Raw genomic sequence first — 15,639 nt, 5'->3', positions numbered from 1 at the left:
AGAAGCATGCACCGGCGGAACATCCGTGCAATTCGTCGTGCGATCGGTGCCGCGGGTTCGCGGAACGAACGCGATAGGCTCCTTCGAAGATCGAAGGATCGCAAGGATATGCCGTCTTATGCGGGGAAAGCGGCCTGAAGAAGATCATTAACGGCGAAATTTGAAACACTGGTTCAAATCGATGGTTGTGGCGTTCAACCGCCGCCGCGCGATTCCGCGCTAAAGACCCCCTCGGTGGCGCTGCAACAGGAGCCTGCTGGCCGATCCGCGAGGATAGGGCCGCGCTTCGGGCATTCCGGGGGGGATGTGTCGGCGCCACCGCACCTCGACAGGTAAATTCACTCAATCGCGGCGGCGATAGTCGCCAGGCACGATCCCGTACTTCGCCATCTTGTCGTACAACGTCTTTCGCGGAAGCCCGAGCGCTTCGAGCGCCGGGGGAATGCGTCCCCGGCTCGCTTCCAGCGCGGCACGGATTTCGCCCGCTTCGTAATCGGCGACACGTTCGGGCAGCGATCGAGCCGCGGCTCGACCGGCCGGGCCGTCACCGGTAACGCCCATTACCGCCTCCACCGCGAAATTGCGCAGCTCGCGCACGTTGCCCGGCCAGTCGTGGTGGCGCAGCCGTCCGCGCGTCGCCGCGTCCATCCGCCATTCCGGCCGGCCGAATTGCTCGGCGGCATCTTTGGCGAACACGGCGAACAGCGCCAGCACGTCATCGCCACGTTCGCGCAAGGGAGGCACGCGAATGCGCGCGGTGCTCAACCGATAGAGCAGGTCGGCGCGGAAGTGCCCCGCGCGGACCGCCTCGGCCAGGTCGATCTTGCTGGTCGCCACGACGCGGAGGTCGACCGGTTCGGGCCGCTCGGCGCCGATCGGATGGACCTCGCGTTCCTCGAGCACGCGCAGCAGCCGCGCTTGCATGGCCAGCGGCATGCTGTCGATCTCGTCGAGCAGCAACGTGCCGCCGCTCGATGCGGCGATCTGACCGACGCGCGACAGCCGGGTGTGCGGCACGCTGTCCGAGGCATGGCCGAACAGTTCGATTTCGGCGAGCCCCTCGGACAGCGCCCCGCAATTGACCGCCATCAGCGGCCGCGCGCGGCGCCGGCCCCAGCGATGCAGCAAGGTCGCCACCAATTCCTTGCCGGTCCCGGTCTCGCCTTCGACCAGCACGTCGATATCGGCCTCTGCGAGTTGGCGGACGACGTGACGCAGCCGCTGCATCGCGGGGCTGTCGCCGATCAACGCATCGTCGGCAGGTTGCTCGGCGAGCAGACGCAGCCGGCGATTGTCCATCACCAGCGCGCGATGGTCGAGCGAACGCCGGACCGCGGCGACCAGATGATCGGTCGCGAACGGCTTGGTCAGGAAATCGGCGGCACCGTCGCGCATCGCGCCGACCGCCATCGCGATATCGCCGTGCCCGGTGATGAGGATGACGGGAATCTCGGCGTCGATCGCGCGGACCGCCGCCAGCAATTCCAGCCCGTCCATGTGCGGCATGCGGATATCGCTGACGATCGCGCCGGCAAAGTCCCGCGTGACCGCTGCCATCGCATGATCGGCGCGCGCGAACGGCAGCACGTCGATCCCGGCGAGTTCTAGCGCCTGCGCCGTCGCCTGCCGCAGTGCGTCGTCATCCTCGACGAAGATCACCTGCCCCGTCACGCGGTTTTCAATCGCGCGACGAAAATGGCACCCGCGGGCGCGGAGCGGTGGGAGATGTCGCCACCGAATTCGCGCGCGATATCGCGTGCGATCGCCAGCCCCAGCCCCAGGCCTTCGGGCTTGGCCGAGGCAAATGGGGTGAACAGGCTCGCCGCGACGGCGGGATCGAGACCCGCGCCATTGTCGGCGACGGTCAGTTCGATCGCCCCGTCGACCGGCGCAGCGGTCAGCGTCACGCGGCGGTCGGGACGCCCCTCGACCGCTTCGATGGCATTCTGGACCAGGTTGATGACGACCTGTTCGAGCCGCGTGCGGTCGCCGATCAAGGGCGTGACGAGCAGCCGCGGAGCGATCTCGACCCGCACCACGTTGCGCGCGCGTTCGCCGAGCAGGAGAAGGACGCCGTCGAGTACCGATCCCAGCGGCGCGGTTCCGGCCGCGCTTGCCCGGCGCCGCGCAAAGGCGCGAAGTTCGCCGGTGATCGTGCCGATCCGCGCGGTCAAATCGACGATCCGCGCCAAATTCTCGCGCGCTTTTTCGGGCGCGTCGCGATCGATCAGCGTCGTGCCGTTTTCGGCGAAGGTACGGATTGCCGCGACCGGCTGGTTGATTTCATGGGCGACTCCCGCCGTGATCTGGCCCAGCGAGGCGAGCCGGTTGGCCTGCGCCAATTCTTCGCGCGATTCGCGATAGCGGCGGTCGGCTTCGATCCGCTCCTCGGATTCGATCACCAGGCGCGCATTGGCATCGCTCAGCTCGGCGGTGCGGCGCTTCACTTCTTCTTCCAAAGCGGCGCGCGCGCGCGCCTGTATCCGCCGCGTCTCGGCCGAGCGGATCAGCACACCCGCGGCGACGGCAAAGACCAGCAGCAATCCCAGCCCGAGCAACAGCGCCTGGCTGCGCGCCGCCGCCAGCGGCGGATCGAGCGGCGACAAATGGTACAACCGCCCGCTGCCGAGCGGGGCCGGCTCGACCGCGACACGGTAGCGCGTCTTGCCGCCGATCAGCGCGCCGGCGCCGTCGAACGCGATCGGCGCGGGCGCGGGCGGGGCATTGCCGAATTGCAGCGTGCGCCTGAGGTCGGCGATCGTTGCCGCGTCGATCGGCCGGATCGCGTGGAAGCGCCAGTCGGGCACGCCCGTCACCAGGACGACGCCATGCGCGTCGACCACGAATGTCATGCCGGTATTGCGTGTCCAGGCCGCCTCGACACCGTCGAACTCGACCTTGACCACCACCACGCCGAGCGCGCGGCCGTCGCGATCGACCCGCCGGGCAAGGTACAGGCCGGGACGGCCGCTGACCGTGCCGAGCGCGAAGAATTCGGACGAGCCCTTGGCCATCGCGTCGCGGAAATAGGGGCGGAACCCGTAATTCTGGCCGACAAAGCTGGCCGGACTGTTCCAATTGCTCGCCGCGCGGGTCGTGCCGCTCGCATCGACGACATAGATAGCGGCAGCGTCGGTGCGCTGGGCAAGTTGCTCCAGCGTGCGGTCCAGCCGCGACTGCGCCGGGCTGCTTCCATCGGCCAGGGTCGCCGCCACATCCGGATATTCGACCAGCACCACCGGCAGCAGACGGAATTTCTGGAGTTCGCTCGACAGCAGGGCGACGTGCGTGCGCGCGGTCTGGCGCGCGGTCGCGTCGGCCACCGCCTCGGCCTGGCCCAGCGACCAGCGCGCACCCGCCCAGACCAGCAGGACGACGACCGCCAGCAGGACAAGGCCGACCAGCCAAATCCTGCGCCAAAACGCGCGGAGCGAAAGGGCGAAAACCCGCACTATTGCTCCATGGATGTGCGGAAATCCGCACATGCCGCCACCGAACTAGCGTTAGAGGATTCCACAGATAGTATATTTTTCAATATCTTATCCTATGTAACCAAGCTGCTGGCCTGCCGCATTCGCTGCTGCAAGAATGCATGACCAAGGCCCGGTGACAAGGGCCACGGGGCTCGCCGCCCCGCACAGAGAGGAACAATGATCGCTCACTCCGTCGAGGCACCGGCGCGCCAGGTGCGCAAGCCTTTCTACCGCCACCTCTATGCGCAGGTGCTCGCCGCGATCGTGCTCGGCGCGCTGCTCGGCCATGTCTGGCCGGCCGGCGGCGAAGCGCTCAAGCCGCTCGGCGACGGGTTCATCAAATTGGTCAAGATGATCATCGCCCCGGTCATCTTCCTGACCGTGGTCGGCGGCATTGCCGGGATGCGCGAGCTCGGCTCGGTCGGTCGCGTCGCGCTCAAGGCATTCGGCTATTTCCTGGTCTTCTCGACGCTGGCGCTGATCGTCGGCCTGGTCGTCGCCAATGTCGTCCAGCCGGGCGCGGGGATGAACGTCGACCCGGCCACGCTCGATGCCAAGGCCGTCGCCGGCTATGCGCACGACGCGCATGAGACCAGCGTCACCGGTTTCCTGATGGCGATCATCCCGACCACCATGGTTTCGGCGCTGACCGAAGGATCGATCCTCCAGACCTTGTTCGTCGCGATCCTGTTCGGCATTTCATTGTCGCTGGTCGGCCGCCCTGCCGAACCTGTGCTCGAGTTGGTCGAACGGCTCGGTCTCGTCGTGTTCAAGCTGACCGGAATCCTGATGAAGGCTGCCCCGATCGGCGCGTTCGGCGCGATCGCCTTCACCATCGGCAAATATGGCGTCGGCAGCCTGATCAATCTGGGCGCGCTGGTCGCGACTTTCTATCTGACCTCGTTGCTGTTCGTCCTGATCGTGCTCGGTGCGGTCGCTCGCGCGCACGGCTTCTCGATCCTCAAGCTGCTCGGCTATCTCAAGGCCGAATTGCTGCTCGTGCTCGGCACCTCGTCGTCCGAGGCGGCGCTGCCCAACCTTATCGCCAAGCTGGAAGCGGCGGGCTGCGATCGCGGCGTGGTCGGGCTCGTCGTGCCGACTGGCTATTCGTTCAATCTCGACGGCACCAACATCTACATGACCTTGGCGGCTTTGTTCATCGCGCAGGCGACCGGAGTGCATCTGTCGCTGGGCGATCAGTTGCTGCTGATGGCGGTCGCGATGCTGAGTTCGAAGGGTGCCGCGGGCGTCACCGGCGCCGGCTTCGTCACGCTGGCTGCAACGCTGTCGATCGTGCCGTCGGTACCGGTCGCCGGCATGGCGCTGATCCTGGGTGTGGATCGCTTCATGAGCGAGTGCCGCAGCCTGACCAATTTCATCGGCAACGCTGTCGCCGCGATCGTCGTCGCGCGCTGGGAAGGCAAGCTCGACCGCGCCGCGCTCGACCGCGCGCTCAGCCAGCGGCCCTTGGTCGAAGAGAATCTCGAAGCGGCCGTCGAGCCGCAGATCATCGCATAACAATAACGGGGAGAGTGACATGAACCGATCGATCAGGCTAAGCGCTTTGGCCGCCGGCACCGCGCTGGCGGCGCTGACCGCGGCGCGCCCGGCAGTCGCGCAGGATATTCCCGCCGCGCCACCGCAGGACCAACCCCAAACCCAGCCGACGCCGCAGGACAATGTCCCCGGCCTCACCGACTCGCAAAGCAGCGACAGCCAGGCGAACGGCCAGTCCGGGGCGGAAAAGGACATCGTCGTCGTCGGCACCCAGATCCGCGGCGCCAAGACCACTGCCGCGCTTCCGGTGACGGTGATCGGCAGCGACCAGATCGACGCGATGGGCGCGGCGTCGGGCGACGACCTGTTCCGCTCGATCCCGCAGGCCGGCGACGTCACGTTCAATGAGGGCAACAACCCCCAGACCAGCAACGCGGCGCGCGGCGACGTCAATTCGATCAACCTGCGCAACCTGGGCATCGGCTATACGCTCGTGCTGCTCAACGGCCGCCGCCTGGTCTCGCACCCGACCAGTCAGGCCGGCGAGGGCAACGTCCCGGTGCTCGGCTACAACGCCAATTCGCTTCCGGTCGCGGGGCTCGAGCGGGTCGAGATCCTGCGCGACGGCGCCGCCGCGATCTACGGCTCCGACGCGGTCGCCGGCGTGGTCAATACGGTGACCAAGACCGACCTCAACGGCGGCAATTTCTCTTTCCGCTATGGTGGGCCGGAAGGTACCAGCCGCCGCGATTACGAAGTCACCGGCACCTACGGCAAGAATTTCGGCGGCGGCCGCGGCAACGTGTCGCTCTATCTCGACTATACCCGCCACACGGCACAGCTCGCGTCGGATCAGCCCTATACCGCGACGGATAATCTGCTGTCCTTGTTCGCGGATAATCCCGCCTTTGCCGGCAACCTGACTGCGGATGGCCGCGCCACCCAGTCGCCCTGGGCCAACCTCGCGGTGGTCGGCGGCCCCGGCACGATCCGCATGAGCCCGGGCAACAAGGCGGTGACCTCATCCGCCGGCGCCTTCCATACCCAGTCGGTGCTCAACCCGGGTTGCGTGTTCGTGCTCAGCGCCGATACCTGCCTCGGCACCGGCTCGCGCGCGACCGCGACGACCTTGCGTTCGGAGCGGTTCGATACGCGGCCGGGCACCACGGTCACGCCGTCGCTCAACCGCTATAACAGCTTCCTGACCGCGCATTACGACGTGTCGGACCGCGTCACGCTCTATACCGAGCTCGGCTACTACCGCGCGGACACGCAGCGCATCCAGCCGCCGACGATCAACCTCAACGCCATCACCATTCCGGCGTCGAATTACTGGAACCCGTTCGGGCCGGTGAAATTCGCCAATGGCCAGACCAACCCCAATCGGATCCCCGGCCTGACCAACGTCCCGGCCGCCGGCCTGCCGGTGACCCTGAGCACCTACCGCTTCCTCGATGCCGGCTATCAGGTGGTCAACACGGTCAATTGGCAGGACCGCTTCTTGGTTGGCGCCAAGGGCAAGATCGGCAGCTTCGATTTCGATACCGGGTTGCTCTATTCGGAAGCGCAGGCGACCGACACTTCGAACGCGATCGACATGACCAAGCTGCAGAAGAATCTGAGCCTGTCGACGCCGGACGCCTATAATCCGTTCAGCGGCGGCTGCGCGGCGAGCCCAAGCCTCGGCGACTGCTCACCCGCCAGCCAGTCGACGATCGATCAGTTCAAGGTCAATCTGCGCCGCCAGTCCAAGACGACGCTCGGGCTCGCCGACTTCAAATTGTCCAAGCCGGACCTGGTCGCCCTGCCCGCCGGCGGCCTGGGCATCGCGCTCGGGATCGAAGGCCGGCGCGAGACGCAACGCGACGATCGCGACCCCAACCTCAACGGCACCAACACGTTCACCGATTCGGTGACCGGGGCGACCAACCTGTCGAACATCGCGGCGGTCAGTCCGACCTTCAGCACGCATGGCGCACGCACCGTCTTCTCGGCGTTCGGCGAACTCGCCGTACCCGTGATCTCGCCCGATATGAAAGTGCCGCTGATCCGCCGCCTGGATGTCCAGCTCGCCGGGCGTTACGAGCATTACAGCGACTTCGGGTCGGTGGCGAAGCCCAAGATCGCCGCTGCCTGGGACCTGATCGACGGCATCCGCCTGCGCGGTTCCTATTCGAAGGGATTCCGCGCGCCGAACCTCGAGCAGACCAACGCGGTCGCCTTCTCGCGGCTCAATACCAATGGCGCGGCCTCTACCGATTATTATCGTTGCGAGGCGGACGTCCGCGCCGGGCGCCTTGCCGCCAACAACTTTCCCGGCTGCACGCGCACGATCGGCTATTCGATCGCGGTCAGCGGCAATCCCGATCTCAAGCCCGAGAACAGCACCAACTGGACGGCGGGCGTGGTGCTCGAACCCAAGTTCATCCCGAGCGAATATGGCAAGCTGACCTTCACCGCCGATTATTGGTCGATCAAGCAGACCGGTATCGTCGGCCAGTTCGGCGCGCAGAATGCTCTGGTGCTCGATTATTTGTTGCGCCTGCAGGGATCGAGCAATCCCAACGTGGTCCGCGCCGCGCCGACCAGCGACGACACACCCATCTTTGCCGGTACCGGCCTGGCGCCCGCCGGTGCGGTCACCTTGATCAAGGACCAGTTCGTCAACCTGCTGCCGCAGACGGTGCGCGGCTACGATCTTACGATGCTGTATACGGTCAGGACCGGGTTCGGGCGGTTCAATCTCAACGTCAACGTCGCGCGGCTGACGAAGTACAGCCGCCAGACGCCGCCCGCGGTGCAGGCGCTGTTCGACGCGCGCGCCGCCGGCACGATCAATCCCGCAACCCCGCTGACCGACGCGAGGAGCCTGCTGCAGGTCAACGGCAAGCCCAAATGGCGCTGGTCGGGGTCATTGACCTGGACCTTGGGCGGGTTCCAGCTGGGCGGCTACGCCAATTATATCGGCACGGTCTACGACACCAACTTCCTCGACGGCGCGGGCAATCCGTTCGTCGTCGACGGCCAGACCCAGTTCAACCTCTACGCACAATATCGCTTCCGGAAAGGCCCGATGGACGGCACCAGCTTCCGCGTCGGCGCGCGCAACATCTTCGACAAACAGCCGCCGGTAACGGAGTCGGGCTATCTCGGCTCGCTCTACGTGCCCTATGGGCGCTATTGGTACATGCAGATCGGGAAGAAGTTCTGACGATGAAGCGACTTAGCCTGTTCACCCTGGCACTCGGCGCCGCGCTTGCCACCGTTGCTGCCAGCCCCGCGGCGGCACAGGTGGCCCCGCCGCCGCCGGCCACGACCGCTGCGCCCCGCACCGCGACGGTCACCCGGCCGCGCTCGATCCTGTTCATCGGCAACAGCTTCACGCAAGGCGCGCATTCCGCGGTCAAGCGCTATCGCAACAACACCGTGATCGATCTGAACGGCGACGGCTATGGCGGCGTGCCGGCGCTGTTCAAATTGTTCGCCGCCGAATCCGGCCTCAATTACGCGGTGTCGCTGGAGACCGATGGTGGCAAGACGCTCGGCTTCCATTGGAACCAGCGCCGTCAGCTGGTCGACCGGCAATGGGACGTGGTCGTCCTCCAGGAATTGAGCACGCTCGACCGCGAGCGTCCCGGCGACCCCGATGATTACCGCACCTACGCGCCGCAACTCGCCGCGATGTTCGCGCGCAACAACCCGCGGGTCGACGTCTATCTGATGGCGACCTGGAGCCGTGCCGACCTGGTCTATCAGCCGGGCAGTCCCTGGTCGGGCAAGCCGATCACGACAATGGCGCAGGACCTGCGCCGCGCGGCCGACGGCGTGCGCGCGCTGTCGCCCGCGTTCCGCGGCGTGCTGCCGGTCGGGGAAGCGTGGAACCGCGCGATTGCGAGCGGGATCGCCGACCCCGACCCTTATAACGGCGTCGCGTTCGGCCAGGTCGATCTGTGGACCTACGACCATTATCACGCCAGCATCTTCGGCTATTATCTCGAGGCGTTGGTCGTGTTCGGCCGCGTCACCGGGCTCGATCCGACGCGGTTGGGCGCCAATGAGCGCGCCGCCGACGATCTCGGCATCGACCCCAAGGTCGCGGTCCAATTGCAGCAGGTCGCCAAGGCGCAACTCGCGCTGCCGTGAGAGGCTCACCTCTCTGACCGTCATCCCCGCGACAGCGGGGACACATCTCCGGCGTCATCCGCAAAAATTAACCGCCGCGCTTTGCCGCCCGCTCAGGAGATGGGTCCCAGCTTTCGCTGGGATGACGATTTTGGTTGAAGAACGATCCGAGCGTTTACCTCGCGACCGCCGGCTCTCCGCTGTTCGGCGCCGTCTGTGCCTTCGCTACTTCGACTATGCAGGCCTTCTTCGCCGGCATCGCCGTCTTGCCCGATTGGTGATGTCCCGCGCTCGGGGCGCAGGCGGGACGGTCGCGCATGCGATGGATGGCCGCAGGGGTCTTGCCGGCCGGGTGCCAGACCAGTTCGTGCGTTTCATCGAGCGATTGCGCGGCGGCGGGCAGTGGCAGGACGAGCGCGGCGGCCACGGCGATCAGGACGGATTTCACATCGGACTCCTCGAAAGAGCCCGCTTCCTGCCATTCGGCCCGTCGCGGTGCCTTGCCGCTCCGTAACAAATCATTGCCGGCCCGGGGTGGCGACCTTGAGGGCGGAGCGCCGCGCGACTAGGTCCGGCGCATGAAACTGACAGAGGCCGTCCGATGACCGCCCCCAACATCGTCCTGGTCGAGGACGACCCACCGCTCCGCACGCTGACCACCCGCGCGCTGCAGGAGAATGGCTATACCGTCCGCCCCGCGGCGACCGCGCCCGAAATGTGGCGCGCGTTCGAACAGGGTCCGGTCGATCTCGTCCTGCTCGACATCATGCTGCCCGGCACCAGCGGCATCGATCTGTGCCGCGAGCTTCGCCGCACCAGCGACGTGCCGATCATCTTCATCTCGGCCAAGGGCAGCGAGACCGACCGCGTCGTCGGGCTCGAGCTCGGCGCCGACGACTATCTCGCCAAGCCGTTCGGCACGCGCGAGCTGGTCGCGCGAATCCGCGCGGTGCTGCGCCGCCATGCCATCGAACGCGGCCCCGCCGATCGCGAGAAAGGCGAGCTCAGCTTCGAGGGCTGGACGATCAACCTGCCGCGCCGCGAATTGCTGTCGCCGACCGGCGCGGCAGTCGAGTTGACCGGTGCCGAGTTCGACCTGCTCGTCGCCTTGTGCGACAATGCCCAACGCGTGATCGCGCGCGAACGACTGATCGAGTTGTCGCGCACCCGGCTCGGCGACAGCTCGGACCGCAGCGTCGACGTGCTGATCAGCCGCCTGCGCCGCAAATTGTCGAGCGCAGGCAAGCCCGCCCCGATCATCACCGTGCGCGGCGTCGGCTATATGCTCAACGTCGCGGTGGAGCGGCGTTGACGCGCCTGCCCCACCTCACCTTGGGGCTGATCGGCCGCGTCTTCGCGATCCTGCTGCTCGCGGTGCTGGTAGAATATGGCGCGAGCACGTTCCTGTACGAGCGCGCCAGCCAATTCTCGGTGCGCCAGGATGAAGCGCACCGCCTCGCCGAACACCTCGTCATCGCCAGCAAATTGATCGAGGAAGCACCGCTTGGCGAGCGCAACGCGATGGCGTCCGAACTCACCACCTCGCGCTACGCGGTCGCGTGGCGCGCGGTCCTGCCCAAGTCGCCCGCGGTCGCACCGTCGCTCGACAAATTGACCGAGCAAGTGCTCGCCTGGGAGCCCGATCTCGACGGGCGCGACCTCCGCCTCAGCCTGACCTCCCCGGGTCGTGACGGCTTCATCACCGGCGCGTTCCGGCTCGACGATGCCAGCTGGGTCACCTTTCGCACGCGCCAGCCGGTGCGCGCGCTCGACATGGCGGTCAGCCGCATCCTGCTCGCGCTGACCCCGGCGGTCGCGCTGATCCTGATCGGCGGATTGCTGGTGCGCCAGATGCTGCGCCCGATGCGCGACCTCGCCCGTGCCGCCGACCGCGTCGGCCATGGCGAAGTCGAAGCGGTGCCCGAGCGGGGCCCGAGCGAAGTGCGCGACGTGATCGTCGCGTTCAACGCGATGCAGGCGCGCATCCACACATTGATCGCCGACCGCACCCAGGCGCTCGCTGCGGTCGGGCATGACTTCCGCACCCCGCTCGCTCGCCTCCATTTGCGCGCCGACGCGATCGACGAGGACGAGTTGCGCAACGCGATCCAACACGATGTGGTCGAGATGGACCAGATGGTCGCGTCGCTGCTCGCCTATCTATCTGGGGAGGATGAGGGCGATGCCGAGGCGCCGACCGCCGCCGACCTTGCGGTGATGTGCGCGACCCTGGCCGACGACGCCGTCGATCGCGGCGGCAAGGCCAGATATCACGGCCCCGATCATTGCGACGTGATCGTCCGCCGCGTCGCCATGAAGCGCGCGCTCACCAATCTGGTCGACAACGCGCTGCATTATGGCAAGCGCGTGGACATTCGGCTCGATGCGACGCCCGATCGGGTGACGATCGCGGTCGAGGACAACGGCCCCGGCATCGCCCCAGAAGATCGCGCCCGCGCGCTCGAACCCTTCGTCCGGCTCGATACGGCGCGCGGCCGCGATACCCAAGGGTTCGGCCTCGGCCTCACTATCGTCCAGCGCGCGGTGGCGGCGCATGGCGGCGAATTCGCGCTCGACGCTGCGCCGTCGGGCGGGCTCAGCGCTCGGATCACCCTGCCGCGCGGGGCGGCAATCGTTGGGTAGAGTCGCATTCGGCGTCGCTGAATCGGTACCGCAACCGTTTCAGCTTTGCTGAAACAGAGTCGAGAGCGTCGGACGGACTGCCCTGCGGTCGCCGAAACTGATATGATTTCCGCGATGGACCCCGCTCCGATCAAGAAATCCGTGCTGAAGAGCACGTATATCGCGATCATTGTGGCGCCGTTTGCCCTGGGATTCATCATCGCTGCCAGCCTCGCGGCGGGGCCGGGCGAGGTGTTCAAGGCGTTGCGCGGCAAAAAAACCGACGATTGAGTCCGACCGATGATAATCGTGCGATCGGGTCATTGAGCGGGACGGAGAACGGGAGGGCGATTGAGCGACATTTCGATCCGGGTCGACGGGCTACTGCTCCTGCTGCTCCTCGTCGCGGGCGGCGCGATGTTCGCGGCGATCGCCGCTCTGTCGGCCTTGTGGAATTTGCTGGGGGTCGCTCCCGACAAGCGATCGTGGCGGATTCCGGCGTCGAGTTTGTGGCTGGCGCTGGCGCATGTCGTCGCGCTGACGCTCCTGGCGGCGTATCTGAACATCTATGACATTCCCTCGACCGGGCCGGACCTGATCGACTGGCTGACGGTACCTTGGGCCTGTTTCATGCTGGCCGGACTGTTCCTGCTCGTTCGCCGACGCCGACCGCGTGCCGGGACCACCGACGTTGATTGACCGCAGCGCGCTGTACCGCCGAGGCGAATGCGCCTGGCCTCGCCGGATGGGGTCCCTAGATCGCCATCGGCCAGGACGCAGCGCGATCGTCGCGCTGGCCGGTCTATTGCTGTCCACTGCGGCGCTGTCGTCATCCTCTGGCGCGGTCGCGCAAGTCGCGTCCCCTGATCCTTCCGGATTGGTCGGCACGTATGACGGCCACCAGATGGAAATGGCGGTCGGCCTGAAACTGCAGGCCGACGGGCGGTTCGATTATGGTCTGTCCTATGGCGCGCTGGACGAAAGCGCGACCGGCACCTGGCGCGTGCAAGGCGACAACGTGCTCCTCACCAGCGATCCGGTCACCCCGCCGACATTCGTGATGCTGGGGCAGCAACCGGCATCCGACGGAAAGACGCATCTTGTGCTCGACGTGCCCAAGGGTTGGACGAGGCAATATTTTGACGCGGAGATCGGCCTGGCTGACGGGCGCGTCATCGGCGGTCAATTGTCCGATGACAGCGACGCGTTTCCGGTGGCGCCCGGCGATCGGCCGGTATCGCTGCGCCTGACACTGGGCGTGTACGAGATCCGCAGCGACGCCTTCCGCCTCGACGGCACGGCCGCTTCCACCATCCACGTCCGGTTCGAGCAGAACGACCTTGGCAAGGTCGCGTTCGCCAAGACCCCGCTGCGCATCGATAACGGCAACCTGCTGCTCGAACGTTATGGGCGGTCGATCGTCTTCAAACGGGTGAGCGCGAGCACCGACGCGAACTGACCGTGGTCTCGGCTCAGCCGGCCGCTGCCGGCAACATTTCCTTACGCCCGCGCTGCACTGCGGCAAATTCAACGCCCTAGCTCTTCCCGGCAACCAGCCAAGAGGAGCATATGCCGTGAACGACCTGATCGGACGCGTCTTCGATTTCGAAAAGCGCGTTTTTCCCAGCAACGACCTCTATGCCAAGCTCGCGGTCGACGGGCAGAGCCCCAAGGCCTTGATGATCTCCTGCGCCGACAGCCGCGTCGTGCCCGAGTTGATCATGCAGGCCGAGCCGGGCGACCTGTTCGTCTGCCGCAATGCGGGCAATATCGTGCCGCCGTTCGCGACGCAGAATGGCGGGGTGTCGTCGACGGTCGAATATGCCGTCGCCGCGCTCGGCGTGCGCGACATCATCGTCTGCGGCCATTCCGACTGCGGCGCGATGAAGGCGCTGATGAACCCTGAAATGCTCGAGGGCATGCCCAATGTCGCCGCGTGGCTGCGCCACAGCCATGCCGCCGAATGCGTCGTGCGCGCCGGCTACGGCCCGCTCGAAAAGGCCGAGAAGGTCCGTGCCGCCAGCCTGGAGAACGTCGTCGTCCAGCTTGCCCATCTGCGGACCCATCCGTCGGTCGCGGCCGGCATAGCGCGCGGCGAGATCTCGCTGCACGGCTGGTTCGTCGACATCCATCAGGGCGTGATGCTCGGCCTCGACGGAGAGACCGGCCGCTTCATGCCAATCCGCGACGATCGCCCGCTGCCGGTGGCGCTCGCCGCCGGCCAGCGCCTGGCGATGGGCGAAGACTATGCGGAGGCGGCCGAATGAGTACGGCCAAGCCGGCGGGCGGGTTTCTCGCCCGCGACTTCACCGCCTCGATCGTCGTTTTCCTGGTCGCGATGCCCCTCTGCATGGGCATCGCGATCGCGTCTGGCGTGCCCCCGGAAAAAGGCCTGATCACCGGCATCATCGGCGGTATCGTCGTCGGCGCGCTGGCGGGCTCCCCCCTCCAGGTCAGCGGCCCCGCCGCCGGCCTGGCGGTGATCGTGTTCGAACTGATCCGCGACCAGGGCCTGTCCGCGCTGGGGCCGATCCTCATTCTCGCCGGCCTGATCCAGGTCGTTGCCGGCATCTTCAAGCTCGGCGGCTGGTTCCGCGCGATTTCTCCCGCCGTCGTCCATGGCATGCTCGCCGGCATCGGTGTGCTGATCGTGGCCGGCCAGTTCCACGTGCTGTTCGACGCCAAGCCGATGTCGAGCGGACTCGCCAACCTCACGGCGATGCCGGGTCGCCTGCTCGGTCTCGACCCGAGCAACGCGACCTCGACCGAACTCGCTTTGTTCATCGCGCTGTTGACCATCGGCGTCATGATCGCCTGGGAGAAATTCCGTCCGGCCGCGTTGCGACTGGTGCCGGGTGCGCTGCTCGGCGTGGTCGCCGGCACGCTGGTCGCGTTCCTGTTCGGCCTCGACGTCACCCGCGTCAACGTGCCCGAATCGATCGCCGCCGCGGTGACGCTGCCCGATGCATCGATCTTCGCGAAATGGCTCGATCCGTCGATCCTGGTCGCGGCGCTCGCCATCGCCTTCATCGCCAGTGCCGAGACGTTGCTGTCGGCCGCCGCGGTCGACAAGATGCATGATGGCGTCCGGACCGACTATAACAAGGAATTGCGCGCGCAGGGCGTCGGCAATCTGTTGTGCGGCGTGGCCGGCTCGCTGCCGATGACCGGGGTGATCGTGCGCAGCTCGGCCAACGTCCAGGCCGGAGCCGTCACCCGGCTTTCGGCGATCCTGCACGGCGTGTGGATTCTCGGCTTCGTCGCCTTGCTGCCCTGGCTGCTGCGCGAGATCCCGATGGCGACGCTCGGTGCCGTGCTGGTCGTCACCGGCTGGAAACTGGTCAACGTGAAGCACGTACGCGAACTGTTCCACCATCACGGCATCTTGCCCGCGGTGATCTGGGCAGCGACGCTGGTGATCGTCGTCGCCGAAGATCTGTTGACCGGCGTGCTGGTCGGTATCGCTCTGTCTCTGATCGAGGTGATCCCGCATCTGAAGCGGCTCAAGCTTGGCGTCGATCATCACGAAGCGGACGAGCATGCGGCGCTCAGCCTGTCGGGCACCGCGACCTTCGTCCAATTGCCGCGGCTGAGCGACGCGCTCGACAAGGCGCCGGCCGACAAACCGCTGACGATCGACGTTCGCGATCTGGCCGCCGTCGACCACAGCTGCGCGGAACTGTTCCGCGAGTGGCTGGCGCGGCGGCGCGCGCGCGGGGCCAGTGTCACCTTGCTCGGCGCCGACGGGCGGCTCGCTCGCCTCGCCGCCTAGTGCAGAGAAGGATTGCCCCAGCAATCATTCGTTACGATCGGGATACACGGCGGCGACCTCCCGCCATTATCCCGGTCGTACCGGAACCGCCCGCCCCCGGCTTCCCTTTGCATCGCAAGGGCGGGCGGTTCCGACCCCCGAGACTGTTTGCCG

At 66.7% G+C, this 15,639-nt stretch carries 13 protein-coding genes; 10 read left to right on the top strand and 3 right to left on the bottom strand.

Annotated elements, in window-relative coordinates:
* Nucleotides 1–342: 342 nt before the first annotated feature.
* Nucleotides 343–1,671, bottom strand: coding sequence for a sigma-54-dependent transcriptional regulator (locus tag SPR01S_RS09670; protein WP_066588637.1), 1,329 nt, complete (start codon nucleotides 1,669–1,671; stop codon nucleotides 343–345).
* The gene (locus tag SPR01S_RS09665; protein WP_066588634.1) at nucleotides 1,668–3,452 is read right to left on the bottom strand and encodes a sensor histidine kinase; all 1,785 of its coding nucleotides are present in this window, start codon (nucleotides 3,450–3,452) and stop codon (nucleotides 1,668–1,670) included. Before SPR01S_RS09665 ends, SPR01S_RS09670 begins: the two co-directional genes overlap by 4 nt.
* A 198-nt stretch (nucleotides 3,453–3,650) precedes the next feature.
* Between SPR01S_RS09665 and SPR01S_RS09660 the strand changes: the two genes are divergently transcribed.
* Genes SPR01S_RS09660 through SPR01S_RS09650 form a run of 3 tightly spaced genes read left to right on the top strand, consistent with a single transcriptional unit; the run spans nucleotide 3,651 to nucleotide 9,113 of the window.
* Nucleotides 3,651–4,991 (top strand): dicarboxylate/amino acid:cation symporter, encoded by a 1,341-nt coding sequence (locus SPR01S_RS09660; protein WP_066588632.1) that lies wholly within the window; start codon nucleotides 3,651–3,653, stop codon nucleotides 4,989–4,991.
* Nucleotides 4,992–5,010: 19 nt separating this feature from the next.
* Nucleotides 5,011–8,181 carry a TonB-dependent receptor domain-containing protein gene (locus SPR01S_RS09655; RefSeq protein WP_066588630.1) on the top strand — a complete coding sequence of 1,057 codons (3,171 nt, stop codon included), beginning with the start codon at nucleotides 5,011–5,013 and terminating at the stop codon, nucleotides 8,179–8,181.
* A 2-nt stretch (nucleotides 8,182–8,183) separates the two neighbouring features.
* Nucleotides 8,184–9,113 (top strand): SGNH/GDSL hydrolase family protein, encoded by a 930-nt coding sequence (locus SPR01S_RS09650; RefSeq protein WP_066588625.1) that lies wholly within the window; start codon nucleotides 8,184–8,186, stop codon nucleotides 9,111–9,113.
* A gap of 154 nt (nucleotides 9,114–9,267) precedes the next feature.
* Here the strand turns inward: SPR01S_RS09650 and SPR01S_RS09645 are convergent, their stop codons facing one another.
* Nucleotides 9,268–9,540 carry a hypothetical protein gene (locus SPR01S_RS09645; protein WP_066588622.1) on the bottom strand — a complete coding sequence of 91 codons (273 nt, stop codon included), beginning with the start codon at nucleotides 9,538–9,540 and terminating at the stop codon, nucleotides 9,268–9,270.
* A 153-nt stretch (nucleotides 9,541–9,693) separates the two neighbouring features.
* Between SPR01S_RS09645 and SPR01S_RS09640 the strand changes: the two genes are divergently transcribed.
* The 7 genes from SPR01S_RS09640 to SPR01S_RS09615 all read left to right on the top strand — a co-directional run bounded on the left by SPR01S_RS09640 (nucleotide 9,694) and on the right by SPR01S_RS09615 (nucleotide 15,486).
* On the top strand, nucleotides 9,694–10,404 hold the full coding sequence (locus SPR01S_RS09640) for a response regulator (protein ID WP_066588619.1): 711 nt from the start codon (nucleotides 9,694–9,696) through the stop codon (nucleotides 10,402–10,404).
* Nucleotides 10,401–11,735, top strand: a complete 1,335-nt coding sequence (locus SPR01S_RS09635) for an ATP-binding protein (RefSeq protein ID WP_066588616.1) — start codon at nucleotides 10,401–10,403, stop codon at nucleotides 11,733–11,735. The genes SPR01S_RS09640 and SPR01S_RS09635 overlap by 4 nt, the downstream gene beginning before the upstream one ends.
* A 114-nt stretch (nucleotides 11,736–11,849) precedes the next feature.
* A complete protein-coding gene (locus SPR01S_RS21820; RefSeq protein WP_169803412.1) occupies nucleotides 11,850–12,005 on the top strand; it encodes a hypothetical protein in 156 nt (51 codons plus the stop codon).
* Between the two features lie 60 nt (nucleotides 12,006–12,065).
* On the top strand, nucleotides 12,066–12,413 hold the full coding sequence (locus tag SPR01S_RS09630; protein ID WP_066588613.1) for a hypothetical protein: 348 nt from the start codon (nucleotides 12,066–12,068) through the stop codon (nucleotides 12,411–12,413).
* A 46-nt stretch (nucleotides 12,414–12,459) separates the two neighbouring features.
* Complete coding sequence (locus tag SPR01S_RS09625; protein WP_157082125.1) at nucleotides 12,460–13,173, top strand: hypothetical protein; 714 nt, start codon at nucleotides 12,460–12,462, stop codon at nucleotides 13,171–13,173.
* Between the two features lie 115 nt (nucleotides 13,174–13,288).
* Nucleotides 13,289–13,981 carry a carbonic anhydrase gene (locus SPR01S_RS09620; protein ID WP_066588607.1) on the top strand — a complete coding sequence of 231 codons (693 nt, stop codon included), beginning with the start codon at nucleotides 13,289–13,291 and terminating at the stop codon, nucleotides 13,979–13,981.
* On the top strand, nucleotides 13,978–15,486 hold the full coding sequence (locus SPR01S_RS09615) for a SulP family inorganic anion transporter (protein WP_066588605.1): 1,509 nt from the start codon (nucleotides 13,978–13,980) through the stop codon (nucleotides 15,484–15,486). The genes SPR01S_RS09620 and SPR01S_RS09615 overlap by 4 nt, the downstream gene beginning before the upstream one ends.
* The last annotated feature ends 153 nt before the right edge of the window (nucleotides 15,487–15,639 follow it).

It is taken from the genome of Sphingomonas pruni NBRC 15498 (assembly GCF_001598455.1).
GTDB lineage: Bacteria > Pseudomonadota > Alphaproteobacteria > Sphingomonadales > Sphingomonadaceae > Sphingomonas > Sphingomonas pruni.
The sequence above is the reverse complement of the archived record's forward strand: the minus strand, read 5'-3'. Positions and strand labels throughout refer to the sequence as shown.

Excerpts from the sequence above, each read along its gene's own strand:
- SPR01S_RS09660 (WP_066588632.1), top strand. The coding sequence starts at position 3,651 with ATGATCGCTCACTCCGTCGAGGCACCGGCGCGCCAGGTGCGCAAGCCT.
- SPR01S_RS09655 (WP_066588630.1), top strand. The coding sequence starts at position 5,011 with ATGAACCGATCGATCAGGCTAAGCGCTTTGGCCGCCGGCACCGCGCTG.
- SPR01S_RS09650 (WP_066588625.1), top strand. The coding sequence starts at position 8,184 with ATGAAGCGACTTAGCCTGTTCACCCTGGCACTCGGCGCCGCGCTTGCC.
- SPR01S_RS09640 (WP_066588619.1), top strand. The coding sequence starts at position 9,694 with ATGACCGCCCCCAACATCGTCCTGGTCGAGGACGACCCACCGCTCCGC.
- SPR01S_RS21820 (WP_169803412.1), top strand. The coding sequence starts at position 11,850 with ATGGACCCCGCTCCGATCAAGAAATCCGTGCTGAAGAGCACGTATATC.
- SPR01S_RS09625 (WP_157082125.1), top strand. The coding sequence starts at position 12,460 with ATGGGGTCCCTAGATCGCCATCGGCCAGGACGCAGCGCGATCGTCGCG.
- SPR01S_RS09615 (WP_066588605.1), top strand. The coding sequence starts at position 13,978 with ATGAGTACGGCCAAGCCGGCGGGCGGGTTTCTCGCCCGCGACTTCACC.